General features: G+C 25.4%; 17 protein-coding genes, 1 tRNA gene and 1 pseudogene. 16 read left to right on the forward strand and 3 right to left on the reverse strand.

Annotated features, from left to right (window positions below; genetic code table 11):
• The first annotated feature begins 111 nt into the window (after positions 1-111).
• Both ACQZHJ_RS03415 and ACQZHJ_RS03420 read left to right on the forward strand, forming a co-directional pair.
• The gene (locus tag ACQZHJ_RS03415) at positions 112-825 is read left to right on the forward strand and encodes a VanZ family protein (protein WP_430484144.1); all 714 of its coding nucleotides are present in this window, start codon (positions 112-114) and stop codon (positions 823-825) included.
• 186 nt (positions 826-1,011) lie between these two features.
• A tRNA-Met gene (locus tag ACQZHJ_RS03420) sits at positions 1,012-1,087 on the forward strand.
• 22 nt (positions 1,088-1,109) lie between these two features.
• On the opposite strand, the gene ACQZHJ_RS03425 is transcribed toward ACQZHJ_RS03420, so the two are convergent.
• Positions 1,110-2,180, reverse strand: coding sequence for a GGDEF domain-containing protein (locus ACQZHJ_RS03425; protein ID WP_430484145.1), 1,071 nt, complete (start codon positions 2,178-2,180; stop codon positions 1,110-1,112).
• Between the two features lie 419 nt (positions 2,181-2,599).
• Here ACQZHJ_RS03425 and ACQZHJ_RS03430 point away from each other — a divergent pair, with 419 nt between their 5' ends.
• Together ACQZHJ_RS03430 and ACQZHJ_RS03435 are read left to right on the forward strand one after the other, a co-directional pair.
• Positions 2,600-4,045 (forward strand): flippase, encoded by a 1,446-nt coding sequence (locus tag ACQZHJ_RS03430; protein ID WP_430484146.1) that lies wholly within the window; start codon positions 2,600-2,602, stop codon positions 4,043-4,045.
• 12 nt (positions 4,046-4,057) lie between these two features.
• Complete coding sequence (locus ACQZHJ_RS03435) at positions 4,058-4,723, forward strand: CPBP family intramembrane glutamic endopeptidase (protein ID WP_430484147.1); 666 nt, start codon at positions 4,058-4,060, stop codon at positions 4,721-4,723.
• A 59-nt stretch (positions 4,724-4,782) separates the two neighbouring features.
• On the opposite strand, the gene srtB is transcribed toward ACQZHJ_RS03435, so the two are convergent.
• Positions 4,783-5,517, reverse strand: a complete 735-nt coding sequence (gene srtB, locus ACQZHJ_RS03440) for a class B sortase (protein ID WP_430484148.1) — start codon at positions 5,515-5,517, stop codon at positions 4,783-4,785.
• A 338-nt stretch (positions 5,518-5,855) separates the two neighbouring features.
• Here srtB and ACQZHJ_RS03445 point away from each other — a divergent pair, with 338 nt between their 5' ends.
• The 8 genes from ACQZHJ_RS03445 to ACQZHJ_RS03480 all read left to right on the forward strand — a co-directional run bounded on the left by ACQZHJ_RS03445 (position 5,856) and on the right by ACQZHJ_RS03480 (position 13,957).
• The gene (locus ACQZHJ_RS03445; protein ID WP_430484149.1) at positions 5,856-6,380 is read left to right on the forward strand and encodes a signal peptidase I; all 525 of its coding nucleotides are present in this window, start codon (positions 5,856-5,858) and stop codon (positions 6,378-6,380) included.
• Between the two features lie 85 nt (positions 6,381-6,465).
• On the forward strand, positions 6,466-7,149 hold the full coding sequence (locus tag ACQZHJ_RS03450) for a BsaA family SipW-dependent biofilm matrix protein (RefSeq protein WP_430484150.1): 684 nt from the start codon (positions 6,466-6,468) through the stop codon (positions 7,147-7,149).
• Between the two features lie 39 nt (positions 7,150-7,188).
• Entirely contained in the window at positions 7,189-7,905 is a 717-nt protein-coding gene (locus tag ACQZHJ_RS03455; RefSeq protein ID WP_430484151.1) for an LPXTG cell wall anchor domain-containing protein, read from the forward strand.
• 23 nt (positions 7,906-7,928) lie between these two features.
• Positions 7,929-8,669 (forward strand): BsaA family SipW-dependent biofilm matrix protein, encoded by a 741-nt coding sequence (locus ACQZHJ_RS03460; protein WP_430484152.1) that lies wholly within the window; start codon positions 7,929-7,931, stop codon positions 8,667-8,669.
• A complete protein-coding gene (locus ACQZHJ_RS03465) occupies positions 8,656-10,632 on the forward strand; it encodes a VWA domain-containing protein (RefSeq protein ID WP_430484153.1) in 1,977 nt (658 codons plus the stop codon). Before ACQZHJ_RS03460 ends, ACQZHJ_RS03465 begins: the two co-directional genes overlap by 14 nt.
• A 360-nt stretch (positions 10,633-10,992) precedes the next feature.
• Positions 10,993-11,709, forward strand: coding sequence for a LytR/AlgR family response regulator transcription factor (locus ACQZHJ_RS03470; RefSeq protein ID WP_430484154.1), 717 nt, complete (start codon positions 10,993-10,995; stop codon positions 11,707-11,709).
• Positions 11,710-11,713: 4 nt separating this feature from the next.
• A complete protein-coding gene (locus tag ACQZHJ_RS03475) occupies positions 11,714-13,018 on the forward strand; it encodes a sensor histidine kinase (RefSeq protein ID WP_430484155.1) in 1,305 nt (434 codons plus the stop codon).
• 120 nt (positions 13,019-13,138) lie between these two features.
• A complete protein-coding gene (locus ACQZHJ_RS03480; protein ID WP_430484156.1) occupies positions 13,139-13,957 on the forward strand; it encodes an SGNH/GDSL hydrolase family protein in 819 nt (272 codons plus the stop codon).
• Between the two features lie 189 nt (positions 13,958-14,146).
• On the opposite strand, the gene ACQZHJ_RS03485 is transcribed toward ACQZHJ_RS03480, so the two are convergent.
• Positions 14,147-14,845 (reverse strand): spore coat protein, encoded by a 699-nt coding sequence (locus tag ACQZHJ_RS03485; protein ID WP_430484157.1) that lies wholly within the window; start codon positions 14,843-14,845, stop codon positions 14,147-14,149.
• A gap of 204 nt (positions 14,846-15,049) precedes the next feature.
• Between ACQZHJ_RS03485 and ACQZHJ_RS03490 the strand changes: the two are divergent.
• The 4 genes and pseudogenes from ACQZHJ_RS03490 to ACQZHJ_RS03505 form a co-directional block, all read left to right on the forward strand.
• A pseudogene (locus ACQZHJ_RS03490) lies at positions 15,050-15,142 on the forward strand (PTS sugar transporter subunit IIA); the annotation flags it as partial.
• A gap of 16 nt (positions 15,143-15,158) precedes the next feature.
• On the forward strand, positions 15,159-15,497 hold the full coding sequence (locus ACQZHJ_RS03495) for a PTS sugar transporter subunit IIA (protein ID WP_430484158.1): 339 nt from the start codon (positions 15,159-15,161) through the stop codon (positions 15,495-15,497).
• A gap of 77 nt (positions 15,498-15,574) precedes the next feature.
• Positions 15,575-15,844, forward strand: a complete 270-nt coding sequence (locus ACQZHJ_RS03500) for a PTS sugar transporter subunit IIB (protein ID WP_430484159.1) — start codon at positions 15,575-15,577, stop codon at positions 15,842-15,844.
• A gap of 112 nt (positions 15,845-15,956) precedes the next feature.
• Positions 15,957-17,237: a PTS ascorbate transporter subunit IIC gene (locus tag ACQZHJ_RS03505; protein ID WP_430484160.1), complete on the forward strand. Its 1,281-nt coding sequence runs from the start codon at positions 15,957-15,959 to the stop codon at positions 17,235-17,237.
• Positions 17,238-17,494: the final 257 nt, after the last annotated feature.

The raw sequence follows: 17,494 nt of genomic DNA on the forward strand, positions 1-17,494 counted from the left end.
GAGCATTATGCTTTGATATGGAATATATTTATTTTGACTAAAATACCCAATTTATGTTTATAATTAACATATAAGTTTTTATTTGAATTAAATGGTATAAAAGGAGAATAGATGATTGTAATTTCTCAGAATCAAATTTTATTTTTAGGAATCTTAGTTTTTATTTTTATAAGAGCATGTATATTAAATGAAGATAAAAAAAATGCAGTTTTATTTGGCAAAACTAAAAAAGCATATAGCTTTGATAATTTTATTTTTGATTTGTTTTGTATATATTTAATAGGTGTTGCATCAAAAATATATTTTCCTTTGGAGTTTGCTTGGGGAAATGAATTACATTATAATATGCCTAAAATATGGTTAAGACCAATATGGAGCTTAATGGAGATATATAAAGCTGGTGGTGCATCTGGACTAATATATCAGGTAGTTGGAAATTCAATTATATTAACACCAATGGCATTTTTTCTATGTTATTTTAATCAGAATTCATTGCTTTATCAAAGAGGGAATAAAATTATCTGTATTATAAATAAGTTTTGGAAAAATGGATTCAGTATTAATTTTTCCAAGAAATTAAATTTGAAAGATATAATTAAAATATGTTTTGTAATAGCTCTTTTTATGGAGACTTCTCAATTAGTTTTATCATTAGTAATTCCAAATACAGCAAGATTTTTTGAAATAAATGATATAATATTAAATACTATGAGTGGAGTATGGGGATATTATTTATTTTATATATTCACAGATGTGAGAAGGATATTATTAAGCAATTATGGAAGTTACATTGATAAGAGAACAAAGAAAAATATTAGGGCTTAAGTAAAATATGTTAAGATATAATAGAAATATCTCTAAAATTAAAAAAAGTTTTAATAAAGGTAATGGGGCTATAGGCGCCTCTTAGTTGTATTAAGCTTGATAAGGAATATATTTCTTGAAAATAACCTTTGACATATGCTGATATTAGGCATATACTAAGTACATACCAAAGAGGTAACTTAATATCGCGGGATGGAGCAGTTGGTAGCTCGTCGGGCTCATAACCCGAAGGTCGTAGGTTCAAGTCCTGCTCCCGCAACCATAAATAAAGAGTTCTAGTTTTACTAGAACTCTTTTTCTGTATAAATTATAAACTGATTTTTACCTGAATTTTTAGCTTCATACATAGCTAAATCAGCTTTTTTGTATAAGGTTTCGTATGAAGAATCTTTACAATCTTTTGAAAGTGCAATACCAATACTACATGTTACTTCAATTTTTTCTTCTTCAGAATGTACATAAATAGGAAAAGAGTTTATTATTTCTTTAGCCTTATTAATTACATACTCTTCATCTTTAAAAGTAGGTATGAAAATCATGAATTCATCTCCGCCTAATCTAGATATACAATCCGTATCTTTAAATATTTTTTTTAGATTAGAAGAAACTTCTTTAAGTAGATCATCACCTTTCATATGTCCAAAATTATCATTTACTAGTTTGAAATTATCAAGATCTAGTATTAACATAGCAGAATCATTGCCCATTTTAGAATTTTTATTAACAAAATTTTTGGCAGCCTGTCTGTTAAGAAGTTTTGTTAATCCGTCAGTCTCACTTAGATAAGTTAGTTCATTTTTAAGTTTTATATCAGTATATTTTATTTTGCAAAAGAACATATTTATCCAGGTTGAAAAGCTTAAGACAAAAATATTGTCTAGTATGTAATTAAAAATATGTAGAGCTGATACTGTATTACCGTAATGCATAATAGTAATAAAAGTATCTATAGATAAAATAGCTAAAATAGTAAAAAAGAAATATACACTTGGTCCCATTATAGTAACTGTAGTAGCCATTATTATGCATATAATTAAGGTATATGAATTAAAATATTGAAATTCTAAAAAAAACAATATGAGAAATATGTTTAAATACGAACTTATAAATGCATATTTCTTATTTTTTTTAAAGTAAAAACCAAAAAGGTAATATCCTAATAATGAAATTATGCATTCTAAAAAATACACAATTTTGTTAGGAATTATTAGTACACTTGTATTAATATCAAGCATAAAAGCTATAATACCATAAGAGATAAAGAAAATAAAAATCCATTTAGATAGCATTTTCTGAGATTTTATTATGTAGCTTAAAACATCATCTGAATAATCTTTAAAATTTTTTAAAAGCAAAATAGTCATCTCCTTATTATTTTTATATATCTATAAAATTAATAATATAAATAGAAAAATACTATTAATAAACAATGTTTTTAGTATAACTATCATTATAAACCAATGAAATGTTTATTTACAAATATCTAAGAATTTAAAAAAACATATATTTAACTTTTTTTTATTAATTTTGTAAAGTATAAAATATTGAAGTTTAATAATTGAACTTTTAATAATTAATAATATAGAAATTAATAAAAATGCGTAAAATCTTAACATAACCTTAAAAATAATTAAATTTTATTGAATTTTTAAAATAAATATGATATTTTTTTCTATATTGTTTATAAATGTAAGAAAATATGAGTTTAAAATAATAAAAATAAAGAGTATTAGACAATTTCAAAAATGGAATTGTTTCTTTATGAGGAGAAATTATGAAAAATTCACTATCAAAAAACATAATATTCAAATTTTTATTAAATATTTTTAATGTTGTAGTTCCAATAATTATAGGGCCATATACCCTTAGAGTTTTTGGACCTGACTTAATAGGAACAGTAAATTATTCTCAAACAATATATGGATATTTTTTTATATTTGCTACTTTTGGAGTTTATCAATATGGATTGAGAGAAATAAGTAGAGTTAGAGATGACCCCAAAAAGCTATCACAGGTATATACTAGTTTATTTACCCTAACTTTTATAACAAATATATTAACAACTATTGTATATATAGTATTTGTTCAATTAAATTATTCTGGAACAGAAATATATGTTACATGCATGATATTAACTTTTAATTTATTATCTAATATCTTTTATACAGAATGGGTAAATGAGGGCTTAGAAAATTATGATTTCATAACAATAAAGACTATAATAATTAGAATTATTTATGTGATTTTCTTATTTATGCTTGTTAGAACTTCAAATAATTTAAAAGAATATATGATTCTTTTAGTTTTATCTACCTTTTTAAATAATATTGTAAGTTTTATATATATAAGAAAAAGAATACCTTTTGATTTTTCTGATTTAAAACTACTAAAACATATAAAACCTATGTTTTTAGTTGTTATATTGTCTAATGCTAATGTTTTATACACACAACTTGATAAATATTTTATTGGTCAATACATAGGAATGGATTCAGTTGCTTATTATACAACAGCACAAAGTATAAGCAATATAATAAATACTCTGTTACTTACAGTTATTTATGCAACTATTCCAAGAATGTCAAATTATATAGCAAATCAAGGTCATGATCAATATAGAACTTTATTGGATAAAATTTCAAGAATGTATTTTTTAATTCTTTTTCCTGCTTCTATTGGGATATTTGTTTTAGCAAAAGAAATAATACTAATATATGGTGGAAGTAAATATTTGGATGCTATTCCAATACTTAAAGTTTTTGCTATATACATAGTTACTATAGGGATTGAAGCTATTTTAGTTAATCAAATTATGTATATAAAAGGGAAAGAAAAAGAACAAGTAAAAATAACATTTATAGGTGGTTTTATAAATTTAGTATTAAACATAGTATTAATTTGGACAAACTACTTCAATGAGACAAATGCAGTTATTACAACATTATTAGCTAATATAGTTGTTATTTCATTAGAATATTTATATATAAGGTTTATTATGAAATTAAATTTCAATATTTTTAGTATAGATAAGATTAAATATTTAGCTATATCATTATTATTCATACCTATAACGTATTTTATAGGTAAATTTATAAGTGGAGTCTTATTATTTACTTTAGCTGTAGTGATTATAAATTCATTGATTTATTTTTTGATTTTATTAATTATTAAAGATAAATCTTTATTAGAGATAATAAATAAATTTAAAATTAAAATTTAAAAGGAGTATTTTATGAAAATATATAAGAATTCAATTTTTATTTTTATTTACATGCTTTTGATATTACTTTTCCCTAAAACGCCTCTATTGGAAATGATATTTAAAGATAATGAATTATTAATAAAAGCATCATTATATACCTTCTGTTTATTTCATATATTTGTACTTTTAATTGGAGTATATTTTTATAAAGATATTTATATAAGGGGTTTTTTAAAAATAAAAGAAAAGCCATTAAAGTTTATATTTTTTCTAATAATAGGTATTGTAGCTATATATATGTCAAATATATTTTTTGATATGTTTATAAAACAACAGAGTAGTAATCAAGAATCATTAATATCAACACAAAAATATATAACTGGATTAACAGCTGTTTTTTATTATATAACAACAATAATAATTGGTCCTTTAAATGAGGAATTAATTTTTAGAAATATACTTATGGGAAATTTAAAAAAATATATTCCAACAATCAGTACATTGATAATATCATCACTTCTTTTTGGATTAATTCATATACATTCTTTTTCAGAAATAATTCAAGTATTACCTTATATAGGGTCAGGAGTGATTTTTGGATTAATCTATTGGAAATCAGATTTTAATTTAGTGTACTCATCAAGTCTACATATATTAAATAATTTATTAGGGATCTTAGCGATACAAATTTCTTAATACTATAAACATAAAGCTAAATAAGAGAAGATAGGGTATATCTTCTCTTATTTTATAAATTAAACCTCTTTAGCTACTACAACTATTCTTGCATCATCAAAATCATAGCCACAAGTTACTAAAGTTATGATTTTATCTTCTGGAGTAAACTCTATATCTCTTTTAAATATTGATTTTTCAGCTTGTTCTTTTTCATAATCGTAGAACTCTTCATTATTTGAAAACTTAGGAACAAGTTTTAAATCTTTAGCATTGGTTAAGTAAATAGAGAATATTTCATATTGTTTTTTTACTCCATGTCTATATAAAGTTATATATTTGTTTGCATTAAAGAAATTTTCGTTTTTAAATTGTTTCATTTGGGCAAACATTGTATCATTTCTCATGTTATGTCCATATATTATTAAGTTTTGGTCTTCATTTATATCATTTCTATAGTCAACGAATATAGATCCAGAAAAGCTCTTTTCTTTGTTAAAGTCATGTTTTAAGTAAAAATCATTATCTTTTCCTTGAACAACAGGAAAATCTATGTTTGTCCCATCAACTTTTATCCAAAAGGCATAATCACTATTTATATTCTTTAAATTCTTTTCATGTGTTGAATCTTCTTGATTTTCATTTGGATTTGCATTTAAAGCAGAATCAGTTAAGGGAGAAAGTGTTTTTAAGTTCTCATAGTTTTTTGAATCTACATAATAACCACGATATTTTTGAAAAATTTTTAGTCCACAAAAGACTATTATAATAATTAAAACTATACTAATTATTTTTCTGCTTCTGTTATTTTTCATTTTTTTCACCTCTAAAATAATATCTTTTATTTGATAAGTTTATAATTTGTTTCAATTAAGTATTAGTTTATATATGTTATCTTAATTGATTGTTTTAGAAATATTAATAAAAATTACGTGTTTTTCAGAGTTCTTTTTTACTTAAACAGGCTGTTTGAACTACGATAAATTCAATATTACACCAATTTAAATAGGAATACAATAAGAATAAAGTATGAATAATTTATTTACATTTACGTAATAAAAATGGTAATTGGCGCCAAAAATATGTTAAAGATGTAAAAATGGTGGTATAAATACAGTGCTAGGCAGAAAATAAATTAGAAAAGGATTATCTTATGAAAAAAGGTATAAATATTTTTTATAATATTATATTTTATGGAGTATTAACACTGCTTATGGTGTTTTTATTAATAGGATTTGTTTCAAAGAAAAGTGGAAATGGATTTAGTGTAGGTGGGTATAAAGCATTTGATATTTTAACAGGAAGTATGAATCCAACTATTAAACCAGGAAGTTTAGTTATTGTTAAGGAGATTAATCCTAGTGACATAAAGAAAGATGATGTTATAACTTTTAGAAGTGATATTACTGGTAATATAACAACTCATAGAGCTATAGAAATTGATAAAGTTAATGGGAATCTAGAGTTTACTACAAAAGGAGATGCAAATAACGTTCAAGATCCAGTTAAGCTTGAGGCAAGTAATGTTGTTGGAAAAGTTATTTTTCAGATACCTTATGTTGGTGGAATATCAAGAACAATTCAAGAAAATAAGGTAGTTTGTATAATAGGAGTTCTTGTATTTATAACATTAATAAGTATTATTTCAAAAAAACATTTTAAATTAGAAAAAGCTTAATTTAAAAATTAAATTAGTCTTAAATATAGAAATAACATAAATTATAAAATGAAATTTTAAGTTGAAATGTTAGGAGGGTATTATTTTGAGTAAGAAAAAAATTATAGGACTATGTATCGCAGGAGCATTAGCAATAGGCTGTGTAGGAGGTTCATTAGCTTGGTTTACTTCAAGTGATTCAGTAACAAACCCATTTTCTACTGCAAGTACTGATAATTCTAATAATCCTGATTCAGGAATAAAAATAGAAGAGGATTTCGATCATGAACATGCAGGAAATTTATTGCCAGGAGATACAGTGAAAAAAGATGTTGCAGTAACAAATAAAGCTACATATGATCAATTAATTAGAGTAAAAATAACTAAAGTTTGGAAAGATGGAGAAGGCAAAGTACAAGGTGATGACTTAAGTACTGATAATATAAAATTAAACTTTAGCAAAAATTTAGGAGAGCAAAGTGGTCAATGGATAAAAGGCACAGATGGATATTATTATTACAATGGGATAGTTAAATCAAATAAAACTACACCAAATCTTTTAGAGAGTGTAACTTTTGCATCATCAGGTACTGAAAGTGATACAAGCATTAACACTGATAATAAATATAAGGGATTAAAATTCGATGTAATAGTAGATTCAGAAGGTATACAAGCAGCTAATGGAGCAGCAGCAGATGCATGGAAATCAGCTCCACAAGCAATTAAAGATTTAGGCGCTGGAAGCAATACAAATTCAACAGACACTCAACCAGAAGCTAATAATCAATAAATAAATAGCTAATAAGTAAACTGCAAGGGAGTGAAAAGGATGAAAAAAGTAATGAAGTCCTTTTTATTTACCATGGCATTTCTTTTAATAATATGTAATCAGGGGGGAGCAAATGTTTTTGCTGCCCCCAATGTTAAATTAGAGGGAAATGCAGATGGTATAGTGTTTATTCCAGGTGATGGACCTTTTTTAAGTTCTATGAATATGTTGCCTGGGGATAAAGTGGAGAGGAATATTATATTAAAAAATAGAAGTGATGTTCCATATAAAGTATTTATGAGAGCAGAACGCCAAACTAAAGAGGAAAAATATGATTTATTAAAAAAAATAGATCTTTCAATAGATTATGAAAAAAGTCATGTGTATGATGGTCCAATAACTGGTGAAAATGGGTTAACTGAAAATATATGTTTAGGGGTTGTTAATCCAGAAGAAACAAAAGTTTTGGAGGCAATAGCACAGTTAGATGGAAAAGCAACAGGAAATGAGTATAAAAATAAAAATGGAAGAGTAGATTGGATATTTACTGCAGTTAAATTAAATAATGGAATTGATAAGAAAGAAGCTAATGATGAAAATACTAAAGAATATTCTAAGAAGGTTGATAAAGGATATTCAATTGACAATAAAGATATAAAAAATGAAGAAGGTATTCCATATACTGGAGATAATGGGGTTGAAGAATATGTAGCTATTTTATTAATCTCTTTAATAGCACTTCTTATATTAAATAGAAATTTTAAGCTCAATAAATAATATTTGAAGAAAGAGGAATAAAGATGAAAAGTAGAAGAGTTTTTAAAGTTTTAATAGGCTTTTTAGTTGTAACTAGTATATTCTCTATTACAGTATTTGCAAATTACTTCACATCTTCAGATAGTGTAACTAATAATTTTGAAACTGGAAGTATTGAGGTTGGAATAGCTGAGAAGTTTACGCCAATGGAAAACTGGGATGGTAAAGAAGTAAGTAAGAAGGTTAAGATTAAAAATACTGGGGAAAATGGAGAGTTGGTTAGAGTAAGTATAATACCACGATGGGTTGATGAAAATGGAGATCCATGGATAGGTGATACTAATTTCGTGAAATTAAATTTAGAAAATATAGTTAGTTTAAATGAGTTAAAATCAGATGATAAAAATTTATGGATAGATGGTGGGGATGGTTATTACTATTATTCAAATATTTTAGAAAATGGAGAGGCTGAAAATAGTAAAAATCCTATGAGTTCATCTGAAAGATATGATGAATCACTAACTCCAAATAAGGATGGAAGTGAGAGAACTAATTATACATCAGAAATATTAAGTTCTGTAAGTTTGGATATGAGCAAATTAAGTGCAGAAGATAAGGCTAGATATATTGGAAAGAAGTTAATAGTTGATGTAAATACAGAGGCTATAACTCCCAGAAAAGATGAAATTTCTGATAAGTGGAATAATATAAGTGGTTCTCTTAAAGCATATTTAGATGGAATTTGTAATGCAAAGACAGGTGATGAAGTAAATGAAAAAAATTAAAAAAATATTAATAGCATTAACTGCTGTGGCTTTTACAATGAACTTTCCCATGACAACAACTAAAGCTGTAGGTCAAGAGAGTGAAAATGGTATATCTTGGCGACAAACAGATAGTGGACTATCAATAATGAAAACTGCTAAAGCAATTGGTGATGATAAATATGAGATATCCTTAAAAGTTAAAGGAATTCCAAGAGAAGTAAAAAATCCAGCAGACATAATTCTTGTTATGGATAACTCAGGAAGTATGAAAAATGATATGTATAATTTAAAGAATGCCATGACTAAATTTGTTAATGAAATAAGTAGTTTTTATAAAAATAAAAATATACCTTTAAATATGACATTAATAAGCTTTTCAGGTCCAAAAGAATATATCAAAGTATATAATAGAGATTATCATTATAATTATTATCATCATTATTATCATTATTATGAAATTGGAGATGTGTCAAAGGGAAGTTATGATGATGCTAAAGTATTATATGACACTATAAGTGGGGTAAATGTCTCAAGTATTAATAAAGAGATAGATCAAGTAAATTCAGGTGGAGGAACTGATACAAAAGCAGCATTAAAGTTGGTGAATAAGAAATTGGATGAGAAAAAAAATGATGGTCATGATAAATATGTAGTATTTTTTACAGATGGTCTTCCGACAGCTCTACCAGATAAAGCATTGCTATATAATTATGGAAATATAAATTCAGATGAAACATTGAGTTTCAGTGATACGAAATATGATATATTATATGATTATTATTATACTAAAGTAAGCAATAATTATTACTACTATAATATTAAGGATAGTTTATATGATGAGTATAGATTAAGCAATTATTACTCAATTGGACCAGAAGGGAATAAAAATTATAATGAAAATCTAACAAATGCTATGTATAAAATGGCATTGCCTGATACCATAGATTATTTTAAAAGTTTAAAATTAAAAGAAAATTATAAAGCTAAAGTATTTTCAATAGGTTTATTTAAAGGGTTAAATGATAATGAAAAGAAATATGCAAAATGTTTATTAAATTCTATAAAAAATACTCCAGATCCAGCTTATATAATAGATAGTGGGGATGAAATTTCTTCGGTATATACAAAGATTGAAAATGAAATAGAAAAAGAGTATAGAATATCAGAAGACACCCAAATAACTGATTTTGTACCAAAGAATTTTAAGATTGTAAAGAATGCTTATGGTGAAGAAAAAATATCTAAAGTTATTGAATTAGATACAGAGACAAGTGTTCCAGAAGCTAAAATGGATTTGAGTAATGTTAAACAACCTTCCATTGTTGAGGAAAAAGATGGTTCTAGCTCTTTGAAGTGGGATATTGGAGAAATCACATCAAATGGTATAGAAGTAAAATTTGTAATAGAGCCTAAAGATTATTATTTTGGAGGAGATAATATTCCAACTAATACTAAGGCTATAGCTGAGTTTTATGATCCATTAGATAAGGACAAAACTAAATTAAAAGAGGAATTTAATATTCCTCATGTTGATATACCTTATAAAAAGGGAAGTATAAGTATTAGTAAAAATATTATTGATGGGAATGAAAAAAAAATTGATTCTGATAAAAAAGAGTTTACTATATGCTTAGATGGTGGTGAAAAAGGTAAGTATTATATAAAAGTTAAGGCAAATGGACAAGCTAAAACTATGAATTTTTATATGAGAGATAAGGATACAGATATATCTAATAACAAAGATACTTCTTTAAATTATCTTATGGTTGGGGATTATACTGTAAAAGAACTAGATTCATTAAATTGTGATACAAAATCTATAAAGATAAATGGGAAAAATATTTCTTTAGATGGTGAAAGTTTTACAGTTGGCAAGGATAATCCAAATATAGAAATAGAAATAACTAATATGGAGAAAAATAATACAAGCTTCAATGACCAGGATAATAAGGAAAATAGTTTTGGAGCATTAAAATTATAATTAAATTTTTAAATAGTTCATCCTTTAAAAATTTATAATTTAGAAGGGAGAAGTATCAAAATAAGTTTTATTATTAAGTTTTGATACTGCTCCTTTTTATTTTTGAATTTGAGCGCGGTTTACGCCTTGAAAATGCATTTTGCGCTTAATATGTATTAAAAAAAAACAATTGGAAGTATTATATTAATAGTATATTAACAAAAAATTACATAAATAGAAAAGCAGGTTATTAATTGAAAAAGTTGAATATAAACTATATTTAAGTAAAATAATTACTAATAAATTGTATTTTATTTGAAAAAGTTTGAATAAATTATTATAATTTACATAGAATGTTAATTGTAACAAGGGGATGATGGTATGATAAACATAGCTATATGTGATGATGAAAAAATTCAAATAAGTATAGTAAAAGAAATGATTACTAACATATGTAAAAATAATAATATGGAAATGGTGATTGATGGGTTTAACAATGGAAAAGAATTGCTTAATATATATAAAAGAAATGTTAAAAAATATAGTATAATTTTTTGCGATATAATTATGGATGAAATGAATGGAATAGAGTTAATAAAAAGTATTAGAAAATATGACTCTTCTGTACAAGCTATAATAATTACTGGTAGCGAGGAATATGTTTTTGATGGATATGATGTAGGTGCTTTGAATTATTTAATGAAACCTATTTCTTTTCAAAAATTAGAAAGAGAGATTTTAAGAGCAATAAAAAATTTGAATCTTACAAGTCCAGCGCTTTATCCAATAAATAACAATGGTAAAACCACATTTATAAATTTATCAGAAATTTTCTTTTTTGAAGTTAATAATAAAACAATAACTGCAAATTTAGAAAATGAACAGATAGATTTTAATATGAAGATTAAAGATTTAGAGGAAGAATTGAAAAATAAAAACTTTTTTAGGTGTCATAGAAGTTATCTAGTAAATATGTCTCATATTGATTCAATAGTACCAGGTAAAATTATTCTTAAAAATGAAGTGGAAATTCCTATAGGAAGAAATTATAGAAAAGCTCTAAAAGAATATATATTAAAAAAATCTATTGGAGTATAAAAATATGTATTTAATAGATTTTATAAAAATATTCTATATTATATATTTAATAGCTATAGGTGGCGTTATATTTTATCAATTAAAAAATAGTGTCAATTTAAATAGAAGAATCTTTTTTTTCTTAGGTTCAACTCTATCAATGATTATAATTAATTTTTTTATAGGAATAAAAGTTTTTTCTTGTGTCTTAGAGTTTTTTATACTATTATTTCTAGTTTATTCTATGAAGCTTGCAACTTTAAATAGAACCATACTTGTAACATCTCTGTATGCGCTTACAGTTTACTTAAGTAGATATATTCTAATACTAACTTATTCAGCGATGTTTTATGATTTAAATGTTCTTAAGATTTTAGGATATAATATGATTTGGAAATTCTTTTTCTTTTTAGTTATTACGCTTGTGGCAATTTTATATTTTTTAATAGAGGTAATTAAAGATATAGTAGAAAAGAGAGTTGTTTCTATAGCTAGATACACTAAAATGATTATGACTATAGGAATAATAATATTTTTATCAGAGATAATTTTCGATAATGTTAAAATAGATTCCAATATAGTTTATGAAGCCTCAATGATATCTATAAATATATCTTTTTATTTAGGTATAACTTATGTATGTCTTTATAAAAAGTGTAGAGATTTTAATACAGGGGTAAAGGTTAATCTTTTAGAAAGGCAACTTGATTATCAAAAAAAGTATTATGAGGGAATAATAAATAATTATGATAATACTAGAAAGACTTTACATGATATGAATAATCATATGAGTGTAATAAAATATCTGATTCAAAATAATGATTATGATGGATTGGGAAATTATTTGGAGAATTTTAAAAGTCATATGCCTAGTAATGGGAAGAAAAATATATGTGAGAATAGAATTGTTAATGCTATTTGTTTGGAGAAATTAGGAGTATGTAATGAAAAAGGTATTGATATAAGTTTTGATATGAATATTCCAAGTTCTATTAAAATAGAATTAGTTGATTTATGTATTGTTTTTGGAAATTTACTAGATAATGCTATAGAGGCTTGTGAAAGAATTAAGAATTTGGAAATGAAAAGATTTATAAAAGTTAGTTCTAAGGTTTATTTAAATCAACTTCATATAAGTATTTTGAATTCAAAAGATAATATAATAAAAAAACATAATGATAATTTTATAACCAGTAAAAGGAATAAGAAAAAACACGGTATAGGCTTAGAAAATGTTAAATATGTTGTAAATAAAAATAAAGGGTACATAGACTTTAAGGATTCTAAAGAAAGTTTTCAAGTTAATCTTTATATGAGTTTAAAGAGATAGCAAGTATATTACTTGCTATTTTTTATTATTTTACAATTTTTTATTACAAAAATAAGCTATTTTTGGTAAAATAGGATATATGACAAATTAATCTTACAAATAAAAAAATGGAGGATACTAATGGAAAATAGCAAAAGAAGAAATAGATCTAAGAAAAAAATTTCTAGTAAAGATAGATCTAAATTTCTAAATATTGCGCTTATAGTACTTTCTGTGGCTTTAGTTTTGGTTTTAGTTTTAGGAATATTAAAAGATAAAAAAGTTTTAGCAAATAATAAAAGTGAATATCAAGAGTCCACTGATAGCAAAGAAAGTACATCAAATAGTGATAAAACTAAAGAGGAAGCACCTGAAAATGCTTATGAAAAAATAAAAGCAGGTAAAGAGATTAATATATTGGTTTTAGGTGACGGAATAGGGCTTAGTGAAGGAAAATCAAATGAGGATGGAGCTTGGACAAGTTTATTATCTAATTGGATAAAAGAAACATACAATTCAAGTGCGAATATAACCAATTTATCTGAAAATAAAGGGAATGTAAAAGATGGATTAAAAGCTTTAGAAGGAAATAAGGATAGTTTTGATTTAGTTTACATAATGTTTGGTCAAAATGATCAAAAAACATTAAGTACAAAAGAGTTTAAGGAAAATTATGAGCAGATAATTGAGAATCTTAAAGAAAGAAATGAAAAAACTACTATAATTCCTGTAATAGAAAATTCTATGAGAAAGAAAAATGATTATACTAATATTATAGAAGAATTAGCTAATTCTAATAATTTAACAGTTTTAGACATGGCTACAAGCTTTACAAAAGATCCAGCACCATATTCTAAACTAACTACAAAGGGTGGAATATATCCAAATGATTTAGGATATAGTGTTTATTTTGCAGATATGAAGAGTTCAATAGAAGCGCATATAGCAGAATTAAAATAATAAGTTTATTTAGAATATACATACATGATTAGTATGTATAGGAATTTTTAGTAGAACTTACAAACATGGTAAGAGAGTTAATGATATTCTCTTAATATTGCTTGTAAGTTCTATTTTGTTTTACTATGTTTTAAAAAGGTCGCATTCTATACATATATACATAAATGAATAATGATTTGAAAAAGAATACTATTTTAAAAATCCTTTTGAAAACATATAGGCAGTTATTTGCTCTCCATGCTCCTGCTCATCTTTTTGAATATGATTTAAGACCTTTCTAAGATCTGTGTTTATACAGTCAAAGATTGAAGTATTATATGTTGAAGACACATATTTTTCAGAGGTTAGTGCATCCTCACATAAAGTAAAATCATTTTTTCTAGAGTTCTCAGGTGCTAATTCATTTCCAAATTCAGTTGCTATTCTAACATTCATTTCATTTTGAAACATATTAAGTTGAGTTCCATTAAAGGTACTTCCAGAATCTTTTGTAGGAAGATTTTGAATTAAGTTATTTGAATTACTATTACTAGCTTGATTATTTGGTCCACTATTGCTTTGATTATTTGTTCCTTGGCTATTAGAACTCCCTTGATTACTTTGAGCATTATTTGATTGTGCTGATGATTGTGTGCTTTGATTGTTGCTACCACTATTACTGTTAGATTGATTTTGACTTTCTTGTTGAAGGTCAGGTATATCACCTCTTAAGCATCTATTTAATGTTTTTAAATGCTCTTTTTCATGCTCAAGTATAGCTGAAAATAGTTGTTTTAATTCAGGGTCATTTGCTTCTTTTGCCCCTTTTTCATATTTAACAATACAAAGTTCTTCTTGTGCTATTTCATCTTTGATTAATGATGTTTCCTTAGCTGTTAAAGTAGCCATAATTTTCACCTCATTTTAATAAGTAATAAAATTAAATTAATAGTTATATTTGATTTTATATATAGTAAGATTAATTTTATATTTTTAGTATCGGGATAAAAATATAAAATATACTGGAAATAATAACTGATAAAACTTTGTTAACAAAATTGACTAAAAATGACTCGTAATGATAATATACATAAGTAATTATTTAGAAAGTTGGTGGATTTTATTAATAGTTTTTTAAGTGAGGATAGGATTATTCTCAATAAAAATGTTTTAAATAGAGAAGAGGCTATAAGGTTAGCAGCAAAACCTCTTTTAGAAAGAGGTGATATCAAAGAAGAGTATGTTGATGACATACTTAGTAAGCTGGAAGAGTTACGGACCATATATGGCTATAATGCCAGGTGTTGTTATTGCTCATTCAAGACCTGGAGCATATGTTGAAAAAGAATGTATGAGTATGATGACTTTAGATAAACCAGTAGAATTTGGACATGATGCTAATGATCCAATAGAAATAATTTTTGTAATTGCAGCTAAGGAGAATAATAGTCATTTAGATTCTCTTCAGGATTTAGCTAGGATATTAATAGACGATGAAGCAGTAAGCAAGATTAAAGGAGCAACAAGGGTCGAAGAAGTTTTGGAGCTTTTTAATAAGTAAAAGCTATTAAAATTAAAACTTTTGGATGTATTATATTTATAAACAATAAACTTAAATTTATATGGAGGGGATTAAAGGTGAAAATCTTAACAGTATGTGGATTTGGTGTAGGAACTAGTTTGCTTTTGAAAATGACAGTTGACTCTGTTTTGGAAGAGCAAGGAATATGTGGAGAGGTTGAGGCATTAGATATGACAAGTGCTTGTGGAGGTAATGCTGATTTAATTTTGACTTCTAAAGAAATTGGAGAGCAGATCAAGGAACAAGTATCAGGAAAAATGATTTATATTTCTAATTTTATGGATAAAGAGGAAATAAAAATTAAAATCTTAGAGAATATTAAATAGTTTTTAGACTTTATTTTAAAGGGGGGTTGATTTTCATCTATATCTAAAAATTAACCATGGTTTAAAACAAAGTCAAAAATTAAAATAAGTTTATAGAAAGGAGAGGATGAGAGTGAAAGAAGTTTTAGATTTTCTAGTGAGTTTTTTTAGAAATCCAGCTTTATTTATTGGACTTGTAGCAGCTATTGGTTTAATACTTCAGAGAAAATCAGGGGATATAGTTCTAAAGGGAATGTTTAAAAGTATAATTGGAATGGTTATTTTACTAAAGGGTGTTGATATAGTAGTTTCATCAATAACGCCTTTGGCTAATGCCTTTTCAAGTATTTTTAATACTCAAAGCAATGCTTCACTTGGGGATTTTAACGTATTTTTAGGTGAGTATGGAAGTTATGTTGGACTTATATTACTTTGTGGATTTGTAATTAATATACTTATAGCAAGATATACTAGGTTTAAAACAATATATTTAACTGGTAATATACTTTTTTGGTATCCAATGCTTTTCTGGGCAGTTGGAATTGAAAATAATATGAGTGGAGTTGGATTATTTATATTTTCATTATTCATGTATGTGTTAGTAATAACAATATTCCCTTACATACTTAGAAAGCATGTGCCATATGTTACAGGAAATGATAGCTTTACTATTGGACATACTGCTTCAATATATTGTTTAATGGGTTCGTACATTGGTAAATGGATAGGTAAAAAGGATAAAAATCTTGAAAAATTAAATTTACCAAAATCATTAAGTTTCTTTAGAGATACCAATATAACAGCAGGGATTATTATGTTTATTATGTATTTATTAGTTGGTATTTTTATAGGAAAAGAGTTAAGGACTAATATATATGGAAATGAGCCGTTAATAACATATTCTTTAATTCAAGGAGTTACTTTTGCAGCAGGAATGATAATACTTTTAACTGGAGTTAGGATGATACTTGGAGAAATAATACCATCATTTAAAGGAATAGCAGATAAATTTGCAAAAGGAGCAATTCCAGCTTTGGATATTCCTATGATATTTCCTTATGGACCAAATTCATTATTAGTTGGATTTATAATTTCATTAATAACAAGTATTATAACCTTATTTTTATTAGGAGCTTCAGGAGTTTTAAGCTTTGCTTTAATACCTTTAGTGGTGGCTTGTTATTTTGATGTGGCACCAGGAGCTATATTTGCAAATAGCAGGGGAGGATGGCCAGCTGTAATAATAACAAGTGCGTTAGGTGGAATAGTACTTATGATTTTAGCAGCTATTTCCTTAAATTTAGTAAGTGGAACTGTAGGAAACTTTATTCAGACTTATGGAGGGAATGAATTCTCTATTTGGGTAATAATAAGTGACTTTATAGGAAAACTTTTTAGTTTGGCTATGTTTTAAGTAAGTGTTGATTACAAAACTAAAGAACTGTTTTAAATTGAATATAAAATCAATAAAGTATAAAGTAGAGTCTAATATATATGTGATTTTAGGTTTTAATATACTTGTCAGTTTTAGTAAATAACTATGTCAAGTAACAAAGATTGATTTAAAGTTAAGAAAAATAAAGCATGTTTGAAATACAGTTATTAGATTAATACTAAGATGTATGAAAAGGTTTATAAAAGGTATAGGAAGTGTGCTATTATATAGTAAGA

It is taken from the genome of Clostridium sp. B9 (assembly GCF_050509515.1).
Lineage (GTDB): Bacteria > Bacillota > Clostridia > Clostridiales > Clostridiaceae > Sarcina.

Coding starts and splice junctions, on each gene's coding strand:
- ACQZHJ_RS03415 (WP_430484144.1), top strand. CDS start 112: ATGATTGTAATTTCTCAGAATCAAATTTTATTTTTAGGAATCTTAGTT.
- ACQZHJ_RS03430 (WP_430484146.1), top strand. CDS start 2,600: ATGAAAAATTCACTATCAAAAAACATAATATTCAAATTTTTATTAAAT.
- ACQZHJ_RS03435 (WP_430484147.1), top strand. CDS start 4,058: ATGAAAATATATAAGAATTCAATTTTTATTTTTATTTACATGCTTTTG.
- srtB (WP_430484148.1), bottom strand. CDS start 5,517: ATGAAAAATAACAGAAGCAGAAAAATAATTAGTATAGTTTTAATTATT.
- ACQZHJ_RS03445 (WP_430484149.1), top strand. CDS start 5,856: ATGAAAAAAGGTATAAATATTTTTTATAATATTATATTTTATGGAGTA.
- ACQZHJ_RS03455 (WP_430484151.1), top strand. CDS start 7,189: ATGAAAAAAGTAATGAAGTCCTTTTTATTTACCATGGCATTTCTTTTA.
- ACQZHJ_RS03460 (WP_430484152.1), top strand. CDS start 7,929: ATGAAAAGTAGAAGAGTTTTTAAAGTTTTAATAGGCTTTTTAGTTGTA.
- ACQZHJ_RS03465 (WP_430484153.1), top strand. CDS start 8,656: ATGAAAAAAATTAAAAAAATATTAATAGCATTAACTGCTGTGGCTTTT.
- ACQZHJ_RS03470 (WP_430484154.1), top strand. CDS start 10,993: ATGATAAACATAGCTATATGTGATGATGAAAAAATTCAAATAAGTATA.
- ACQZHJ_RS03475 (WP_430484155.1), top strand. CDS start 11,714: ATGTATTTAATAGATTTTATAAAAATATTCTATATTATATATTTAATA.
- ACQZHJ_RS03480 (WP_430484156.1), top strand. CDS start 13,139: ATGGAAAATAGCAAAAGAAGAAATAGATCTAAGAAAAAAATTTCTAGT.
- ACQZHJ_RS03485 (WP_430484157.1), bottom strand. CDS start 14,845: ATGGCTACTTTAACAGCTAAGGAAACATCATTAATCAAAGATGAAATA.